This is a genomic window from Pseudomonas sp. P135 (assembly GCF_020312125.1).
Lineage (GTDB): Bacteria > Pseudomonadota > Gammaproteobacteria > Pseudomonadales > Pseudomonadaceae > Aquipseudomonas > Aquipseudomonas fragariae.
In genome coordinates, this window is record NZ_JAGPYR010000003.1 from 465526 (window position 1) to 484350 (window position 18825).

Consider the following 18825-nt stretch of genomic DNA (forward strand, 5'->3'; position numbering starts at 1 on the left):
GGGCGACCCGCCTATTTTACATAAAGCACCACTGCTTCAGTCCAGCAGTCAGGAACAGCGATTTGCCCACTTCAACGCCTCTGTCGTCATCCAGTGTCGCTACAGACAGTGCGACCAGGCCTCTGCGTGGGTCAGTGAAAGGCGTGTTGGCGGGTCTGGTTCTGGTGGTGCTTGCCCTGTTGCTCTGGCAACTGATCGAGCAGTTTCACCAGACTCAGGAGCGTCAGCGTCAGCGCAGTCTGGAGTACAGCGTGCAGCTGTCCGACCGGATGAGTCTGAACATGGCGCTCAAGGCGCAGATCGCCATGAACCTGCTGGACGAGGCACTCTCCTCCGGGGAGCAGTTGGAGCAGCCGACGACGCTGGTGAACCTGCGCACTGCCCTGCCCGCCCTGCGCAGCGTCGCTCGCCTGAACCCGGCGGGTGAGATTGTCAGTGACAGCGCCGAGGCCTCTCGCGACGCTGAGTTTCTCGAAGGGGCCATGAAACAGGCGCGAGGTCGCCCCTACTTCTATACCAACTCCGAAGACGGCAACCAGATTTATATACTGATTCGCCTGGGCAACGGCGTGAGCGGCGATTACTGGGCAGTGCGCGTGGCGCCCGAGGCCTTGAAGGAGCTTGCCAGCCAGCCGGCTCAGGACTTTCAGCACCTGTGGCGTCTTGAACAGCGCAAGACGCAGCGGGTCATTCTCCATGAACCGGTGGCCGCCAACGACGCGGACAGTGGCCTGTCCGACACCATTCTGCTTCAGCCGCTGAGCAACAGTGACTGGCAACTGCGGGGGCTGTTCGACACCTACAAGGCCCGCAGCGAACTGCTTGCGCCGCTGATCGGCAAGTGCCTGATCGGCGTGCTGCTGTCGATCCTGCCGTTGATCGCGCTGATGAGCCTGCGCAGACGCCAGCGCCAGATGCTGCAAAGCCGACGCCGCTACCGGGATATCTTCGAGGGCGCGGGCGTCGCAATCTGTGTCATGGACATGTCCGGCCTGCAGGAACAACTGGAAGCACTCGAGGTCAGGAACGGCGAGGACTTCGAGCGTCTGCTCAAAAGCCAGCCCGCCTCCCTGAAACGCCTGTTGCAGCAATTGCGCATCAGCGAACTCAACGAAGTCGCTCTGAGCCTGCTGGACATCGAGCACCGCGAACAGGCATGGCAACCGTTGATCGAGGGTGAATCGCGCTCGCGTCCGGGGGTCGGCATTCCGATCATTCAGGCGGTTCTCGCCGGACAGCCGCGACTGGAACTGGAAATCTGCCTGACCCGTGCAGGCGGTCAGGATCAGCACCTGTGGCTGGTCATGCGCCTGCCCGAGACACGCGGCGACTTCGATGCCGTCATTCTCAGCATTGGTGATATCACCAGCCGTAAACAGGTCGAGCTGTCGTTGCTGGACCGCGAGAGCTTCTGGTCCGACGTGGTCCAGACCGTTCCCGACCATCTGTACGTTCAGGACGTGCTCAGCCAGCGGGTGATCTACAGCAACCACCACTTCGGCTACACGCTGGGTTACAGCAAGTCAGAACTGCACGCCATGGGCGAGTTCTTCTGGGAAGTCCTGCTGCACCCCGACGACGCCCGACACTATCAGGACATGCGCCTGCGCCAGCGTCACCATGGGCACAATGAATTACTGCAAAGCGTGTTGCGCTTTCGGGACCGCGAGAGCAACTGGCGGAGCTTCGACATTCGCGAACAGGCACTGGCCTGGGACGCAGAAGACCGGGTCACCCGCATCATCGGCATTGCCAAGGATATTACCGAGCAGGTCGCGTCCAGCCAGTCGCTGCGTGACAGCGAACAGCGTTACCGCATGCTCGCCGAAAGCATCAGTGACGTGATTTTCTCCACCGACGGCCGGCTGGCAGTCAACTACGTCAGCCCTTCGGTAGAACGTGCGCTGGGCTACAGCGCCGAGTGGATCATACAGAACGGCTGGTCCGCCGCGATTGCCAACCCCCAGCAAATAGTCGGTTTTGATGCGCTCATGAGCCGCATCGACAAGGTCCTCGACAAACCTCAGGAACTCGCCAGGCTGCGCGAAGAAGTCACCACCCGAATGTTCCTGTTCGACTGCCTGCGTGCCGACGGTCGCAAGATCCCGGTGGAACTGCGCGTGGTGCTGGTGTGGGGCGAACACGGCAATTTCGAGGGCATCTTCGGCGTGGGCCGGGACATCAGTCAGCAGCGTCGGGCCGAGAAAGACCTGCGCATGGCTGCCACTGTATTCGAGCATTCGACATCCGCCATCCTGATTACCGACCCCGCCGGCTATATCGTGCAGGCCAACGAGGCCTTTACCCGTGTCAGTGGCTATGAAGTGGCTCAGGTGCTCGATCAGTTGCCGGGCATGCTCACCGTGGAATCAGAACAGGAAACCCGCCTGCGCCACATTCTCAGGCAGTTGAACGGACAAGGCACGTGGGAAGGTGAAATCCGGCTCAAGCGCCGTAACGGCGAACACTACCCGGCCTGGGTCGGCATTACCGCAGTCCTCGACGACGAAGGCGATCTGGCCAGCTACGTGTGCTTCTTCAGCGATATCAGCGAACGCAAGGCCAGCGAGGACCGTATCCACCGTCTGGCCTACTACGACGCGCTGACTCACCTGCCCAACCGCACCCTGTTCCAGGATCGCCTGCATTCGGCGCTGCAGCACGCCGAGCGCCAACAGGCCTGGGTCGTGCTGATGTTCCTCGACCTCGACCGCTTCAAACCGATCAACGACTCCCTGGGGCATGCCGCGGGCGACCGGATGCTGCAGGAAATGGCCACGCGGCTGCTCGCCTGTGTGTCGGTGGATGACACCGTGGCCCGCATGGGCGGTGATGAGTTCACCCTGCTGCTGGAACCGGATGAAAGCCGTGAAGCGGCGCTGAATCGCGCCATTCACGTCGCCGAACGCATTCTGACCAGCCTGATCACGCCGTTCGTGCTGGAAGGCCGCGAGTTCTTTGTGACCGCCAGTATCGGCATCGCACTCAGCCCGCAGGACGGCAAGGAACTGAGTCAGTTGATGAAGAACGCCGACACGGCGATGTATCACGCCAAAGAGCGCGGCAAGAACAACTTCCAGTTCTATCAGGCCGACATGAACGCGACCGCGCTGGAGCGTCTGGAGCTGGAAAGCGACTTGCGCCACGCCCTGGAGCAGAAGGAGTTCACCCTCTTCTACCAACCGCAGTTCAGCGGCGACGGCAAACGCCTGACGGGCGCGGAAGCCCTGTTGCGCTGGCGCCATCCGCGCCGCGGGCTGGTGCCGCCCAGCGACTTCATCCCGGTGCTCGAAGAGCTCGGGCTGGTCGTGGAAGTCGGCGACTGGGTCCTGGCCGAAGCCTGCCGTCAACTCAAGCACTGGCATCAGGCCAGGGTTCGCGTGCCCAAGGTGTCGGTCAACATCTCGGCACGGCAGTTCTCGGACGGTCAGCTCGGTAAACGCATCGCCCACATACTCGAACAGACCGGCCTGTCCCCCGCCTGCCTGGAACTGGAGCTGACCGAAAGCATCCTGATGCGCGAGGTCAACGAGGCCATGCAGATACTCGATGGCCTCAAGAACCTCGGCCTGAGCATCGCCGTCGATGACTTCGGCACCGGCTACTCGTCGCTGAACTACCTTAAACAGTTCCCGATCGACGTGCTCAAGATCGACCGTACCTTCGTCGATGGCCTGCCGTCCGGCGAGCAGGACGCCCAGATCGCCCGCGCCATCATCGCCATGGCCCACAGCCTGAACCTCTCGGTGATCGCCGAAGGCGTAGAGACCCACGAGCAACTTGAGTTTCTCCGCGAACACGACTGCGACGAAGTCCAGGGCTACCTGTTCGGCCGCCCGATGCCACCTGCCCAGTTCGAAGCGCAATTCAGCAACGACGCGTTGTTCATGCTGGATTGAGGGCCAGTTCTCGCAACGTCGCCATCGTCCATTTGAACGATAGCCGAACCCTTGAATATGAGTAGACTTGAGCCACTGCCTCGCACAGCGTCGACGACAGCGAGCGCTCTACCCATAACAAAGAACACAAGGGGGTAGCATGATCAGCGATACAACGTCCCTGGACAGTGTTTCCTGTCAGGTCGTGGAAGCCTTGAACAAGGTGATTCTCGCGCTTCAGACCGAGGTCAGCAGTGCGTCTATCTCTACGTTTCATCAACAGGCACTTGAGCGGGTGCGCGCGCTGGTGCAGTTCGACAAGGCCTGGTGGGGCAGATCCACCTGGCGTGACAACTGGCCCGTCGAGCACAGTTCCTTTTTGCTCGGCCTGCCCTCCGGTTACGCCGCCGAGTGGGAGCAACTCAAGACCTCGGATGCCAGCGTCGGCAGAATGCATCAGACCCAGGGCGTCTGTCAGGTCATTCACTGCACGGCAGCGGATGCCCCTCCCGCGCTTGCCGACCTCGGACGCCAGTACGACCTTTGCTTCGCGCTGGGCATAGTCCTGACCGACCCGCACACCCAGCAGGGCGTGCATTTGACGCTGTTTCGCTCGGCCGACCACACGCCCTTTTCGCCCTTGGACAAACGCCTGATCGAGTGGCTGATGCCGCATCTGATCGCCACTGAACAGGCCAGTTATCTGCGCACGCTCACGACCCTGCGGGAAACCCAGGGGGCCTACGATGAGACCGCCATGGCGGTGAGTGATCGTTACGGCGTGCTGCTTTCCATGGAGCCTGCGTTCGCGTCGATGCTGGCCTCGGAATGGCCCGACAGGCCGTCCAATCGTCTGCCCCGACAGTGCAACCCTCAAGCGGGCTATTCGAGCCATAACCTGCACATCACGTCGCAGCCAGTGGGCGACCTCGTTCTATTGACGGCGCGCCGACGCAGCAGCCTGGAACTGTTGAGCTCGCGCGAACTTCAGGTCGCCCGAGGCTTTGCGGTCGGACAGACATACAAGGAAGTCGCGCGCAATATCGGTATGTCGCCCTGCACCGTCCGGCACCACTTGAGAAAGATCTACAACAAGCTCGGTGTCACCCGTAAAGCGCAGATCGCCCAGTTACTGCATTTGACTGACGGCTGACGCCAACGCGCTCTATCCCCATTTCCGGTTTTTCCAATAACTGCCACCCCGCAAGGGAGGGCTGTGCTCGCCCATAAAAATAACAAGGCACTTACCGATGTCATTAAAAAACCACTTTCCCAGCGCTTCAGGGCTCGCCATGGCGATCCTGTGGTTATCGTCCACAGCGTGCGCCACCGAGAATGCGGCGCCCACGACAGCCGCTGGCGTTTTTGACTTTGGCGCAGGTTTCATGCCGCCCACCACCCCCAATGGCACCGTCGGCATCCGCATCAGCAACTACCACGCGGATGTCATCAAGGACAGCCACGGCAATGACAGCCCCAACGACTTCCAGATCAACGTCCTGGCGATCGGCCTCGCCTACTTGCGAATGACCGATCAGGCGTTTTTGGGAGCCCGCTATGGTTTCGCGGTGGTGCCGATCTTTTTCAAGATGGATGCAGACCTGGGCGTGAACGCCGGGGGGCAACGGGTAGTCAGCGACAGCGCAGCGCTGTTTCGCCAGGCGGACCTGCAAGTGGTGCCGATCATCCTGGACTGGAAGCTGGGGCCGGGGCTGGGCATCAATACCCAACTAATGATTCAGGCGCCCACCGGGGACTATGACAAAAACCGCCTGGTCAGCCCTGGCACCCATCACTGGACGGTCTCTCCGCTGTTGAATGCGACCTACGTGTCACCCGGCGGCTTCGAGGTTTCCTCGAGTTTCCAGATCGATATAAACGCGCGTAACCCCGACACCGATTACCGCAGTGGCGTTGAGTACCGGCATGAGTTTGCAGTGGGCCAGCATGTCGGCGACTGGACCGTCGGCATCGGCGGCTACTACTACCGGCAGCTGTCGGACGACGACGCGCCGGGGCTGACCCGCGGCAATCGCGCGCGGGTACTCGCCGCAGGCCCTGCAGTGAGTTACTTCAAACCCGGCTCAGGTCTGCCGCCCATCTGGTTGCACGCCTACAAGGAGTTCGACGCCCGCAACCGTGCCGAGGGCTACACCGTGGCGCTGCGTACCGGCATCAGCTTTTAAGTGGCGTGCGCACCGCGACGACACGCTTTCAATCCTGGAGACGATCGATGAACGACCTGCACGAATTATTCAATACGCTGGACGGCCGTGGCCTGGCAACACTGGTACGCAATGGCGAGGTGAGCCCCGGCGAGCTGCTGGAAACCGCAATCGCGCGGGTCGAGCAGGTCGAGCCCGGCCTGAACGCCGTCAGCGAAAGGCTTTACGAGCAGGCGCGCAGCCAGGCGAGCGGAAGCAGCGTCAGACAGGGCGTCATGGCAGGCGTACCGACCCTGGTGAAAGACATGTTCACCCCGATGACCGGAGCACGGATGACCAGTGGCTCGCATGCGCTGGGCGAGTTTCGCTCAAACATCGACTGCGAAATCGTCAGCCGGCTGCGCCAGGCCGGCTGCCAACTGATCGGAACGACCACCGCCCCTGAATTCGGCGTGTCCTACAGCACCGAATCGCAACGCTTCGGCGCGACCTGCAATCCATGGAATCTGCAGCACAGCGCGGGCGGTTCCAGCGGGGGTGCCGCCGCTCTGGTTGCGGCGCGCGCCATCCCCTTCGCTCATGGCAACGACGGCGGCGGCTCGCTTCGCGTACCGGCCTCCTGCTGCGGCGTATTCGGCTTCAAGCCCTCGCGCGGCCTGCTGCCGTCCGGCCCGATGGTCGGCGAGGGCTGGGCAGGCCTGAGCACCGCTCATGCGATTACCCTGTCGGTAGGCGACAGCGCCGCCCTGCTTGATGCCACTGCCGGGAGTGACCTGGGGGCTCCCTATGCGGCGCCCATGCCAGCGACGCCCTTTGCACACGCTGCAGGACGCGATCCCAGGCGCCTGAAAATCGCCTTGATCTCGGCAATATCACCCTGGCCGGCCGAACCGGAAGCCCTGGCTGCGCTGCAACACACTGCGGCCTTGCTGGAGGCGCTCGGGCATTACGTGGTCCCGGCGACGTTGCCGGTTCAGTTACCTGAATTCCTCGATGCGACGTTCGACATCATCGGCTCACACACCCAGGGCTACCTCGATCTGTTGGGCAAAATGCGCGGTTTCCCGGTGGCCATGGACGAAGTGGAGCCGCGCACCCGCGTGATTCTGCGCGAACGCGGGCAACTGCCTGCAACACGCTACATTTCCGCGGTCGAATCGATGCATGCACTGGGCCGGGCGATGGCCGGTTTCTTCGAAGAGTACGACATTGTTCTCACCCCGACGCTCAACCGCGCGCCGCCCCGCCTGGGGGAGCTGGCCTTCGACGACGACAGCCGCTCCCTGCAGGACTTCATCGCGCTTTCGCACCGCTACTCGCCCTACACGGCGATCTTCAACGCGACAGGCCAGCCGGCCATGTCCGTGCCCCTCTACTGGACAGCCGATTCGCTGCCGCTGGGCTCTCACTTCGCCGCGCGGTTTGGCGACGAACTGACCTTGCTGAGCCTCGCCGGGCAACTGGAACGCGCCCAGCCGTGGGCCGCACGCAGGCCGCCGCTAAACGCTTGTGCGGGTTGATGCGAAGGGATTATTGGCGGTGGCGAGACCACCGCCTGCGTTGCAGGCGGCGGTCTGCCGGCTACAGGCTTATGGCTCGCCAGCCGCTTGCTGTGCCGGCGTCGGGTGCGACCCGGTCAGGTACCGGAAGCGGTCGTAGAGACCCGCCACTACCTGCCCGCCTGCGATCCTGCCCGGAATTGCCGTTTGCAGGGTGCCGACCGCGCTCCCCAGACGCGAGGTGCCGACGTAATTCCCGGCCCAGGACGCAGCCGCCCTGCCAGCCTGATGCGCCGCCTTGCCTTTGTCAGTCAGGTAGCTCAAGCCTTTGCCGGCTGCTGCGCCAGCCACTTCTCCAACCATACCGGGAAGCGTGAGGTTGGCTGCGGTCAGGACCGCAGCACCGGAGGCATAGCCTTTGATCCCCTTGTCGAGAAAATTCCAGACTTTGTTGACGCCCAGAAACCCTGTCATCACCAGATTCAGGCCGACGATTTCCTTGAAGACCTGAACCGCCTTTTGCATGTCGACTTCAGGGTTCATGGCCAGCTTGAGCATCTCCGATACGCACCAGACGCCGTCCGCCGCGTAATCGGCTTTGCCGACCATGCTTTTCATCAACATCACCAGCGCCGCACCGATACTCGCCGTCAGGGCCACCAGGCCCAGTTTGGTGTAGAAGTCAGGGTCCGCCTTGCGCTCCCCCTCGGCCAGTGGCAGACCTGCGCGCAGGGCATCGGCGCTTTCGAACCTGGCCTGGAACTCGCTGCTCTTGGTGCCCAGGTACGTCAGGCTCGAGTTCATGATGTCGGTGATGCTTTTGTCTTGCTTGTACAATTCGGTCGCCACTTTCATCTGCTGGGCAAAATGCTCGCTGACGTCGAAATGCCTGACCACGGCAAGATGGTCTTCCTCCGGGATGCTGGCGTTCCCGGTGTCTTGCCTGGAAAGCTTGCTCTTGGCGAGCTTGAAGGCGGCGACGATCGATTCGCGGTTGAATACGCCCAGCGTGGCTGCGCCCGATGCCACGGCCGTTGCGATACCGAAGCCGACCTGCTCCAGCAGGTGTTCGTTCCTGGCAAAGGTGGGCTGCGCCACGATGGCGTTGGCCAGCACGGTGACGAAGTAGCGGTTCAGGCCGTGATCGACATTGGTCCGCGCGTTGGTCAGCTCGTTCATCATCAGGCCAGCCATGAACACTGCGTTCTTGGTGAAGTGGGCAACCAGCGATGAGCTGTAGGAGTTGTCCTTGCTGACGAACGCCACGGCCAGTGGCAAGGGTGCCAGCGCGAGCAGCATCGCCGGACTTGCAAGGATGCGACTCTTGAACGAGGCACCGTTCTTGAGCGTGCCCAGTTCGGCATTCATGCTTTGGTTAAGGCTGAGCAACTCGTCTTTCACATCAGAGGGTAGCCCCGAGCGGCTCAACACTGCAGGCAACTGTTCGTTGTGAGCGCGCCAGGCGTCGAGTTGACCCTGGCCGTTGGCCTGAACGATTGCGCCCAACATGTCACGCTCGGCTTCGCTCAGCGCCGACGATGGTTTTTCCAGCAGCGTCTTCACAACGTCGGACGTCGTGGTAGCAGCACTGGGCAAATGACCAAGACGGGCCAGTTGCTCCTCGCTCAATACCAGCGAACCGTTGGCCAGCGCCAACCGCAGTTTTTCATCGAACCCCATGCCGCACCGGGCCTCGATGTCTCCTTCAGGGGCGAAGGGCAACGGGGTATTGCTGACGATATCGCGTTGTTCCTGCGTGAGATGCAGCACATGCTTGTTCAGGAAGGCATGCATCTGATCGGGCGACAGGTGTGGCGCCGGGGTGCGCATCAAGGCCAGCAACCCCTTGTCGTCCATTGGCGCGAGCGCCCCATAGGCATCAAACTTGCGCACCAGATTGCCGCCGGCCTTGAGCAATGCCTGGCTTCTCGTCAGCCGGGGCTCGGCAGCCTCATGGCCAGGTGCAGGTGCTTCGCCTGGCTCGATGGAGATTGCTTCCAGCCTCGGCAAAATGCCGTGTTCGCGCAATAGCTGCAGCAGCGCCCCCACCACTTCCGCCAGCTCGCGCAATTCATTGCAGGAAGGCGCGTCCTGGCAATTTTCGGTCAATGCCTGCAATGCGCCGGGCAACGCCTCCAGGTCATTGAGCGTGTCGGCATGTGAGCGCAGCAGACTGACGACCGCTTCGGGTTGACGCTGGAGGTTGTCATTCAACTCCGCAGTACGCTGCTTGGCCGTGTGAACGAAATGGCTGAAGAGCGTGTAAGACGAAACAACGGGGGGCTCTGCGCCCAGCGTCTCGGGATCCAGATGAGTCAACGCCAGCAGATCCGGAATCGCCCGGGCCAGAGCGGGCGTCCGGGCAGTCAAACGAGCGACGGATTGGTGCAGCCGCGCCGTCCTGAGCCCCTCGCAGGCCAGCGACAGCGAGTCGTGAGATGCATGAGAAGCAGGCATATCGGCCAGCCGGCCAATACAGCGGTCAAGCAGGTCTTTCAGCGCCGGCGCCTGATCCTCGCCGGCAAGTTGGTGCCAACCCTGCTCGGTCGTGGCGACCTCGGCCAGGCTGTGGCAGAGCTGGGCAACTGTGGGCCAGGACGGCTGCTGTTTATCCAGCTCACGCTGAAGAGCAGACAACAGACGCACAGAGTCCTGCGCTGGCGCGGTCGAGGTGCGACCAAATGCCACAGCCAGCTCGCCGGAGGCAAAAAACGCCACGGTACGAGCCTGCTGCGGGGTTCGCTCACAAACGCCGGTGGCACCGGAGGACGCAGGAGCAACGTCCGGCAATGAGGAATGAGAGGAGCGCGTTATCTGGGAGGGCATCATGGGCGTTTTCCCTATTGTCGGTGGGTACGGGCAACAGACCGACTGAGTGTCGTCCGGCCCGGAACGGTTCCGGTAATTAAGGGGAAGTCGGTGCGTGATCGCTGAAATTGCGAGTGGATGTGCCTGGTTCACGCCGCCGATGACTAAATTGATCTTGACCATCTCATGCGGCCGGGCCCCACACAGAACAAGCCTTGCGCCTGCAGCACGACCATGATTTTCAGGCCTGGTCGAAACCCGCGTGAACGCGGTCACTGGTCAAGATGACTGCCTTTCATATGCCAGATAAAACCCGATGGGGTAGAATAGCCGCCTTTTCCGCCATGCCCCCTTGAGGACTGCCATGTTCAGCCGTGATTTGACTATCGCCAAGTACGACGCCGATCTGTTTGCCGCCATGGAGCAAGAAGCTCTGCGTCAGGAAGAACACATCGAGCTGATTGCCTCGGAAAACTACACCAGTCCGGCCGTCATGGAAGCTCAGGGCTCGGCCCTGACCAACAAGTACGCCGAAGGCTATCCAGGCAAGCGCTACTACGGTGGTTGCGAGTACGTCGACATTATCGAGCAACTGGCCATCGATCGTGCCAAGGAACTGTTCGGCGCTGATTACGCCAACGTCCAGCCACACGCCGGTTCGCAAGCCAACTCGGCGGTCTACCTGGCCCTGCTGCAAGGCGGCGACACCATTCTGGGCATGAGCCTGGCTCACGGTGGTCACCTGACCCACGGCGCCAGCGTTTCGTCCTCGGGCAAGCTGTACAACGCCGTTCAGTACGGCATCGATGCCAACGGCATGATCGACTACGACGAAGTCGAGCGCCTGGCCGTCGAGCACAAGCCAAAAATGATCGTCGCCGGTTTCTCTGCCTACTCGCAGATCCTCGACTTCCCGCGCTTCCGCGCCATCGCTGACAAGGTCGGTGCCTACCTGTTCGTCGACATGGCGCACGTCGCCGGTCTGGTCGCCGCAGGCGTCTACCCGAACCCGGTGCCATTCGCCGACGTCGTGACCACCACCACGCACAAGACCCTGCGCGGTCCACGTGGCGGCCTGATCCTGGCGCGCGCCAACGCCGAGATCGAGAAGAAGCTGAACTCGGCGGTATTCCCTGGCTCCCAGGGCGGCCCGCTGGAGCACGTCATCGCGGCCAAGGCCGTGTGCTTCAAGGAAGCGCTGCAGCCTGAGTTCAAGACCTACCAGCAGCAAGTGGTGAAGAACGCCAAGGCCATGGCCGGCGTGTTCATCGAGCGTGGCTTCGACGTCGTGTCCGGCGGTACCGAGAACCACCTGTTCCTGCTGTCGCTGATCAAACAGGACATCTCCGGTAAAGACGCCGACGCCGCTCTGGGTCGCGCCTTCATCACCGTCAACAAGAACTCCGTACCGAACGACCCACGCTCCCCGTTCGTCACCTCCGGCCTGCGCTTCGGCACCCCGGCAGTGACCACTCGCGGCTTCAAGGAAGCTGAGTGCAAGGAACTGGCCGGCTGGATCTGCGACATCCTGGCTGACCTGAACAACGAAGCCGTGATCGACGCGGTTCGTGAGAAGGTCAAGGCCATCTGCGCCAAGCTGCCGGTTTACGGCGCTTGATGAGTTTGGTTTAAACGCAGTACCAAAAGCCCCGACTTGTGAGAGCCGGGGCTTTTTGTTGGACGCTCACCGTATGGACAGAAGCTCAGCCGCTGCCCGACCTCTCAGCCGCATACCTTCTCGAACCCCGCCCGTATCTTCTCCTCCGGCAATTCATCGGCAATGAACACAATCACGCTCTCGCGCTTTTCGCCTTCGGCCCACTCGGTGTCCCAGTCGAAGCCGTACAGCTTGAGCACGCCCTGAAACACCATCTTGCGCGGTTCGTCTTCGATGTTGAGCACGCCCTTGTAGCGCAGCAGTTGTTTGCCGTGGTCTTCGAGCAGTTCATTCATGAACTCGCTGAGGCGGTCCAGATTCAGTGGTTTGTCGCTGCGCAGGACCAGGCTGCTGATGCGGTCAGCGGAATTGCCGGCCGGGGCCAGCGGGCGCAGGATCATGCCGCCGCCCAGGTCAGCGTTGAGGTTGAAGCCGCGTACGTCGAGCAGTTCGGCGAGGTCGATTTTGCCGTGCTCGACGATACGGATCGGCGCGCGGCGGTTGATGCGGGTCAGGCGCGCACTCAGGGCTTCGAAGGCTGCGTCGTCGACCAGATCACGCTTGCTGACCAGCAACCGGTCGGCAAAGCCGATCTGCGCCTGGGCGATGGTTTGCGCCAGGTGGGTATCGGCGTGCGCGGCGTCGACCAGGGTGATGATGCCGTCGAGGATGTAACGCTCGCGCAATTCTTCATCAATGAAGAAGGTCTGCGCGACCGGCGCCGGGTCAGCCAGGCCGGTGCATTCGATCACCAGTCGGTCGAACGCGATTTCGCCGCTGTCCATACGCTCCAGCAACAGGTAGAGCGCCTTGGTCAGGTCGGTGTGGATGGTGCAGCACACGCAACCGTTGGACAGGGTCATGATCTGTACAGGGTCGGTGCCGAGCAACTGGCTGTCGATGCCAGCATCGCTGAATTCGTTTTCGATCACGGCGATTTTCAGGCCGTGTTCGGCCTTGAGCAGGTGGCGCAGCAAGGTGGTCTTGCCGGCGCCCAGAAAACCGGTCAGCACGGTCACGGGGATGGGTTGCAACTCAGTCATAAGGCTCCTGGCGTGAGGCATTCAGCTGAAATGAAAACGCGCCACAGGTGATGGCCTGCGGCGCGTCGGATCAAACCATAACGCAGATCAGCGGATCAACAGCACTTCGGACCGGCCTTGCCGCCGTACCGTGCCTCTTGCCGTTCCCGGAAGAACTGCTCGTAGGTCATCATCGGCTTGTCCGGATGAGTGTTCTGCATGTGTTCGACGTAGGTGTCGTAGTCCGGCATGCCCACCATCAGGCGCGCGGCCTGACCGAGGTATTTGCCGAGGCGACTCAGGTCATTGAACATGGGCAATTCCTCTGTGGGTAACCATCGTCACACCTGCGACGCTGGCGGCATGGCCTGGAATGGCGCTTCCTTGTCGGTGCGCTCCTTGGTGCTCCAGGCCGCACGGCCGACTTTAATGGCGTAGAACAGGATGCTGAACACCACGAACAGGAACAGCACGGTCAGCCCGGCGTTGGTGTAAGCGTTGAAGATCACGTGCTGCATCTGGTCCATGGTCTTGGCCGGGGCCAGAATCTGACCGGCATCGGCCGCAGCGCTGTATTTCTTGGCCAGGGCCAGGAAACCTACCGCAGGGTTGGCGTCGAACAGTTTGATCAAGCCAGCGGTCACGGTGCAGATCAGCAGCCAGACGGCAGGCAGCATGGTCACCCAGACGTAGCGCTGACGCTTCATCTTGATCAGCACCACGCTGGCCAGCATCAGGGCGATACCGGCGAGCATCTGGTTGGAGATACCGAACAGCGGCCACAAGGTATTGATGCCGCCCAGCGGGTCGATGACGCCCTGATAGAGCAGATAGCCCCACAGCGCCACGCAACCGCCGGTGCCGATGGCGTTGGCCGTCCACGACTCGGTGCGTTTCAAGGCCGGAACGAAGCTGCCCAGCAGGTCCTGCAGCATGAAGCGTCCGGCACGTGTCCCGGCGTCGACGGCGGTCAGGATGAACAGCGCCTCGAACAGAATCGCAAAGTGGTACCAGAACGCCATGGTGTTTTCACCCGGCAGCACCTGATGGAGGATCTGTGCGATACCGACGGCCAGCGTCGGAGCACCACCAGCCCGCGCCAGCACGGTGTTTTCACCAATGTCTTTCGCCACAGCCGTCAGTTGCTCCGGCGTGATGGCAAAGCCCCAGCTGGACACCGTCTGCGCGACGGTCACCACGTCACTGCCGACCACGGCAGCCGGGCTGTTCATGGCGAAGTACACGCCCGGCTCGATCACCGAAGCGGCAACCATCGCCATGATGGCCACGAAGGACTCCATCAACATGCCGCCGTAACCGATGTAACGGGCGTTCTTCTCGTTATCCAGCAGCTTGGGCGTGGTGCCCGAGGAGATCAGTGCGTGGAAACCCGACACTGCACCGCAGGCAATGGTGATGAACAGGAACGGGAACAATGCGCCCTTCCAGACCGGGCCTGTGCCGTTGGTGAACTGGGTCAGGGCCGGCATTTTCAGCTCGGGCGCCAGGATCAGGATGCCGATCGCGAGTGCCAGAATGGTGCCGATTTTCAGGAAGGTCGACAGGTAGTCACGGGGCGCAAGCAGCAGCCAGACCGGCAGCATGGCCGCTACAAAGCCGTAACCGACCAGCATCCAGGTGATCTGCACACCGGTGAACGTGAACATCGGCCCCCAGGTCGGATCCGCCGCTACCATCCCGCCGACCCAGATCGAACCGAGCAACAGAATGACACCGACGATGGAGATTTCACCAATGCGCCCCGGACGGATGTAGCGCATATAAATGCCCATGAACATCGCGATCGGGATCGTCGCCATGACCGTGAACATGCCCCACGGGCTCTCGGCCAGGGCCTTGACCACGATCAGCGCCAGCACCGCCAGGATGATGATCATGATCAGGAAGCAGCCGAACAGCGCGATGGTGCCGGGAATACGGCCCATTTCCTCGCGAACCATGTCACCCAGCGAGCGTCCGTCACGGCGCGTGGAGAGGAACAGGATCATGAAGTCCTGCACCGCACCGGCCAGCACCACGCCTGCGATCAGCCAGAGCGTGCCGGGCAGATAGCCCATTTGCGCTGCCAGTACCGGGCCGACCAGCGGGCCTGCGCCAGCGATGGCGGCAAAGTGGTGTCCGAAGAGAATGTGTTTGTTGGTCGGCACATAGTCCAGACCGTCGTTGTTGACCACCGCCGGTGTCGCGCGCAGCGGATCGAGCTGCATGACGTGAGTGGCGATGAAAAGACTGTAGTAACGATAGGCAACCAGGTAGATAGCTACCGCAGCGACCACTATCCACAAGGCGTTTATCGCCTCTCCGCGGCGCAAGGCCACGACCCCAAGGGCACATGCCCCGACAATTGCAACGATGAGCCAGGGAACATGGCGCATCAGACTATTATTATTTTTCATTTTTTTTATTCCAGCAGAGTTGACTAGAAGGCAAGCCATGCGAGTTTAGCGCCGGATCAGCGAAAGACCACCCCCAACCAAGGTCTAGGTCGAATTTTGATCAATTGCGGCAGATACCCGGCATAGAGGGCTGGAATGGCCTCGACAGATGGCGGTCCGATCACAAAACCGTGATACGGAACTGTTCTGTAATTGCTTTCCGGTCTATCGTGCATGGACAACAGAATCGATCAGATAACGACCTGCCGCTGACCTCTCGTGGCGGGTAACAAGAGAGTTCATTCGATGACCGACTCACCTGCAGATCGCCGTCGTTTCAAACGTATTGCCTTTGATGCCAAGACCGAATTGAAACAGGGCGATCAGACCTGGAAGGTTCAACTGCTCGACCTGTCCCTGAAAGGCCTGCTGATCGAGCGACCCGAGTCATGGACCGCCCATACGGCGCAGCCCTTTGAAGTCGATATTCGCCTGAGCAATGACGTGTACGTGCACATGGATGTCCAAATCACCCACGACCATAACCGGCAACTCGGTTTCGTCTGCCGGCACATCGGGCTGGAGTCGATCAGCCATCTGCGGCGCCTGATCGAGCTGAACCTTGCCGATCAGGACGAACTGGACCGCGAGCTGGCAGCACTGATCGAACTCTAGACCTGCTTACTCGAACAGCGCATCCAGGGCCTGCTCCAGGCGCGTAACGGCAATGATCTGCAAGCCGGGCGGCGCTTCCTTCGGCGCATTGCCCTTGGGCACGATGGCGCGCTTGAAGCCGTGCTTGGCGGCCTCCTTGAGGCGCTCCTGGCCGCTGGGCACCGGCCTGACTTCGCCCGACAGCCCCACCTCACCGAACACCAGCAAGTCATGCGGCAACGGACGATTGCGCAGGCTGGACATCACCGCTGCCATCAAGGCCAGGTCGGAGGCGGTTTCCAGCACCTTCACACCACCCACCACGTTGAGAAACACGTCCTGATCGTGAGTGGGAATGCCGCCATGTCGGTGCAGGACCGCCAGCAACATGGCCAGACGATTCTGATCCAGACCCAGCGTTACGCGGCGCGGATTGGACATGTGACTGTCGTCCACCAGCGCCTGCACCTCGACCAGCATCGGCCGGGTGCCCTCCCAGGTGGCCATGACCACACTGCCCGGCACTTCTTCCTGCGCACGGGTGAGAAAAATCGCCGACGGGTTGGAGACTTCTTTCAGGCCCTTGTCGGTCATGCCGAACACGCCCAGCTCGTTGACCGCGCCAAAGCGGTTCTTCACCGCGCGCAGCAAACGCAGGCGGCCGTCCGATTCGCCCTCGAAATACAACACGGTGTCGACCATGTGCTCAAGCACACGCGGGCCGGCCAGTGCACCTTCCTTGGTGACGTGGCCGACCAGGAAGATCGCCGTACCGCTCTGCTTGGCGTAGCGCACCAGCAAGGCGGCGCTTTCGCGAACCTGCGACACGCCGCCAGGGGCCGACTGCAGCTGTTCGGTGAAAATCGTCTGGATCGAATCGATCACCATCACCTTGGGCTTCTCGACCTTGGCGGTGGCAATGATGGTCTCGATGCAGGTTTCGGTCATTACCCGCAGCTTGTCCTGCGGCAGCCCCAGGCGCCGGGCACGCATGGCGACCTGCTGCTGGGATTCCTCACCGGTGACATACAGCGCGGGCATGCGCTGGGCGATGTTGCACAGCGTCTGCAAGAGGATCGTGGACTTGCCGATGCCGGGGTCGCCGCCAATCAGCACCACCGAACCGTCAACCAGACCGCCGCCGAGCACCCTGTCCAGTTCGGTGGAGTTGGTGGAGAAGCGCGGGATTTCTTCGACGCTGACTTCCGCCAGGGTCCTGATCTGCGCTTGGGAACCGGTCCAGCCGGTACGCCCGGTAGGCGGCGCGGCGGCACCGCTTTCAATCATGGTCTCGACCAGTGTGTTCCAGGCACCGCATTCGCTGCACTGGCCCGCCCACTTGGGAAATGTCGCGCCGCACTCGGTGCAGCCGTACAAGCGTTTGGCCTTGGCCATGACAACCCCAGTCGTTAAAAAACGCCCATGATAACGCAGGTTGCAACCCCTGCCAGTCGCTCGGCGACAACTGCTTTTGAAAACCGGATAAAACTTACGCGAACGACTTCGGTCGATTGAACGTGGCACGGGCGGCAGCAGTACGTCTGGGCTACACTCATCCGGATCAAATTTATCTGCTACAAGGAATTACCCCATGAGCGTGCTTAAGGAATTCAAGGCATTCGCGGTCAAAGGCAACGTAGTTGATATGGCTGTCGGTATTATCATCGGCGCGGCATTCGGCAAGATCGTTTCTTCGTTCGTCGGCGATGTCATCATGCCGCCGCTGGGCCTGTTGATTGGCGGTGTCGACTTCAGCGACCTGGCCGTCACCCTGCGCCCCGCGCAAGGGACTGCCCCGGCAGTGCTGCTGGCGTACGGCAAGTTCATCCAGACCGTCATCGACTTCATCATCGTCGCGTTCGCGATCTTCATGGGCGTCAAGGCCATCAACCGCCTGAAACGCGAAGAAGCCAAAGCCCCTACCCTGCCGCCAACGCCCTCCAAGCAGGAAATCCTGCTGGGCGAGATTCGCGACCTGCTCAAAGAGCAGAGCAAACCGGCAGCGCCCATTACCGTGGATCCTGCGCGTACGCTTTGATTGAGCAAGGCCTGCACCTGCAGGCCATCGGCCCTAACCACGATGGCACTGACGACGCAAATTGCGACGTAAGTGACAGGACGAAGTCGGGCCGGAAACGGAGCGAAAGGCTTTGGTCACTTTGGCCCCATCAAAGTGACTCGCCGAGGGGCGAAAAGGTGACCTGAGTCGAGCCCCAATCCACCTGACGAAGAAAAACCGTTGTGTGACGCGGAGCGTCACGAACTGCATTCCCACGCGGAGCGTGAGGAACAATAGTCATCAGGTTCCGGGTCGTGCCTCTAGCCCGACTACTCTAAAGTGCTTTTCGGACACGATGGCACAGACGACGCAGAGTGCGACGTAGACGCAGAGTGCGACGTAAGTGACGGCTGAGTCCTGGCGCTGATCCGGGGGTAGCCTGGCAGGACGCCAGGCTAGCCGCACCGCGCCATGGATGGCGCGTTGCGGCGACCCCCGGATCAGTGACAGGGCGAAGGAACCCGGCGAAGTCGGGCCGGAAACGGAGCGAAAGGCTTTGGTTACTTTGGCCTCATCAAAGTAACTCGCCGAGGGGCGAAAAGGTGACCTGAGTCGAGCCCCAATCCACCTGACGAAGAAAAACCGTTGTGTGACGCGGAGCGTCACGAACTGCATTCCCACGCGGAGTGGTGTGACCCCCGAAGGTTGGATGCAACCTTTGGAGGCGTCATGGGTAAATATACAGAG

General features: G+C 61.5%; 12 protein-coding genes. 7 read left to right on the plus strand and 5 right to left on the minus strand.

What is annotated here, in order from left to right:
* Positions 1–62 precede the first annotated feature (62 nt).
* The 4 genes from KBY08_RS06880 (at position 63) to KBY08_RS06895 (ending at position 7563) form a co-directional block, all read left to right on the plus strand.
* Positions 63–3899 (plus strand): EAL domain-containing protein, encoded by a 3837-nt coding sequence (locus KBY08_RS06880; protein WP_111522122.1) that lies wholly within the window; start codon positions 63–65, stop codon positions 3897–3899.
* Positions 3900–4038: 139 nt separating this feature from the next.
* Positions 4039–5031 carry a helix-turn-helix transcriptional regulator gene (locus KBY08_RS06885; RefSeq protein ID WP_003399980.1) on the plus strand — a complete coding sequence of 331 codons (993 nt, stop codon included), beginning with the start codon at positions 4039–4041 and terminating at the stop codon, positions 5029–5031.
* A 97-nt stretch (positions 5032–5128) separates the two neighbouring features.
* Complete coding sequence (locus tag KBY08_RS06890) at positions 5129–6064, plus strand: transporter (RefSeq protein ID WP_177410919.1); 936 nt, start codon at positions 5129–5131, stop codon at positions 6062–6064.
* 47 nt (positions 6065–6111) lie between these two features.
* Positions 6112–7563, plus strand: coding sequence for an amidase (locus KBY08_RS06895; RefSeq protein WP_024660888.1), 1452 nt, complete (start codon positions 6112–6114; stop codon positions 7561–7563).
* A gap of 69 nt (positions 7564–7632) precedes the next feature.
* Here the strand turns inward: KBY08_RS06895 and KBY08_RS06900 are convergent, their stop codons facing one another.
* Positions 7633–10371: a HopW family type III effector protein gene (locus tag KBY08_RS06900; protein WP_111522123.1), complete on the minus strand. Its 2739-nt coding sequence runs from the start codon at positions 10369–10371 to the stop codon at positions 7633–7635.
* Positions 10372–10714: 343 nt separating this feature from the next.
* Between KBY08_RS06900 and glyA the strand changes: the two genes are divergently transcribed.
* Positions 10715–11968 carry a serine hydroxymethyltransferase gene (gene glyA, locus KBY08_RS06905; RefSeq protein ID WP_003419083.1) on the plus strand — a complete coding sequence of 418 codons (1254 nt, stop codon included), beginning with the start codon at positions 10715–10717 and terminating at the stop codon, positions 11966–11968.
* Between the two features lie 104 nt (positions 11969–12072).
* On the opposite strand, the gene yjiA is transcribed toward glyA, so the two are convergent.
* The 3 genes from yjiA to KBY08_RS06920 form a co-directional block, all read right to left on the minus strand.
* A complete protein-coding gene (gene yjiA / locus KBY08_RS06910; protein WP_011268931.1) occupies positions 12073–13050 on the minus strand; it encodes a GTPase in 978 nt (325 codons plus the stop codon).
* Between the two features lie 95 nt (positions 13051–13145).
* On the minus strand, positions 13146–13343 hold the full coding sequence (locus KBY08_RS06915; protein ID WP_003399964.1) for a YbdD/YjiX family protein: 198 nt from the start codon (positions 13341–13343) through the stop codon (positions 13146–13148).
* Between the two features lie 27 nt (positions 13344–13370).
* On the minus strand, positions 13371–15446 hold the full coding sequence (locus tag KBY08_RS06920) for a carbon starvation CstA family protein (protein WP_011268932.1): 2076 nt from the start codon (positions 15444–15446) through the stop codon (positions 13371–13373).
* A gap of 285 nt (positions 15447–15731) precedes the next feature.
* Between KBY08_RS06920 and KBY08_RS06925 the strand changes: the two genes are divergently transcribed.
* Positions 15732–16100 carry a PilZ domain-containing protein gene (locus tag KBY08_RS06925; RefSeq protein WP_003399961.1) on the plus strand — a complete coding sequence of 123 codons (369 nt, stop codon included), beginning with the start codon at positions 15732–15734 and terminating at the stop codon, positions 16098–16100.
* 6 nt (positions 16101–16106) lie between these two features.
* Here KBY08_RS06925 and radA read toward each other — a convergent pair whose 3' ends face one another.
* On the minus strand, positions 16107–17474 hold the full coding sequence (radA, locus tag KBY08_RS06930; protein WP_002555235.1) for a DNA repair protein RadA: 1368 nt from the start codon (positions 17472–17474) through the stop codon (positions 16107–16109).
* A 196-nt stretch (positions 17475–17670) separates the two neighbouring features.
* On the opposite strand from radA, the gene mscL reads away from it, so the two are divergent.
* Positions 17671–18117 carry a large-conductance mechanosensitive channel protein MscL gene (gene mscL / locus KBY08_RS06935; RefSeq protein WP_003399960.1) on the plus strand — a complete coding sequence of 149 codons (447 nt, stop codon included), beginning with the start codon at positions 17671–17673 and terminating at the stop codon, positions 18115–18117.
* Positions 18118–18825: the final 708 nt, after the last annotated feature.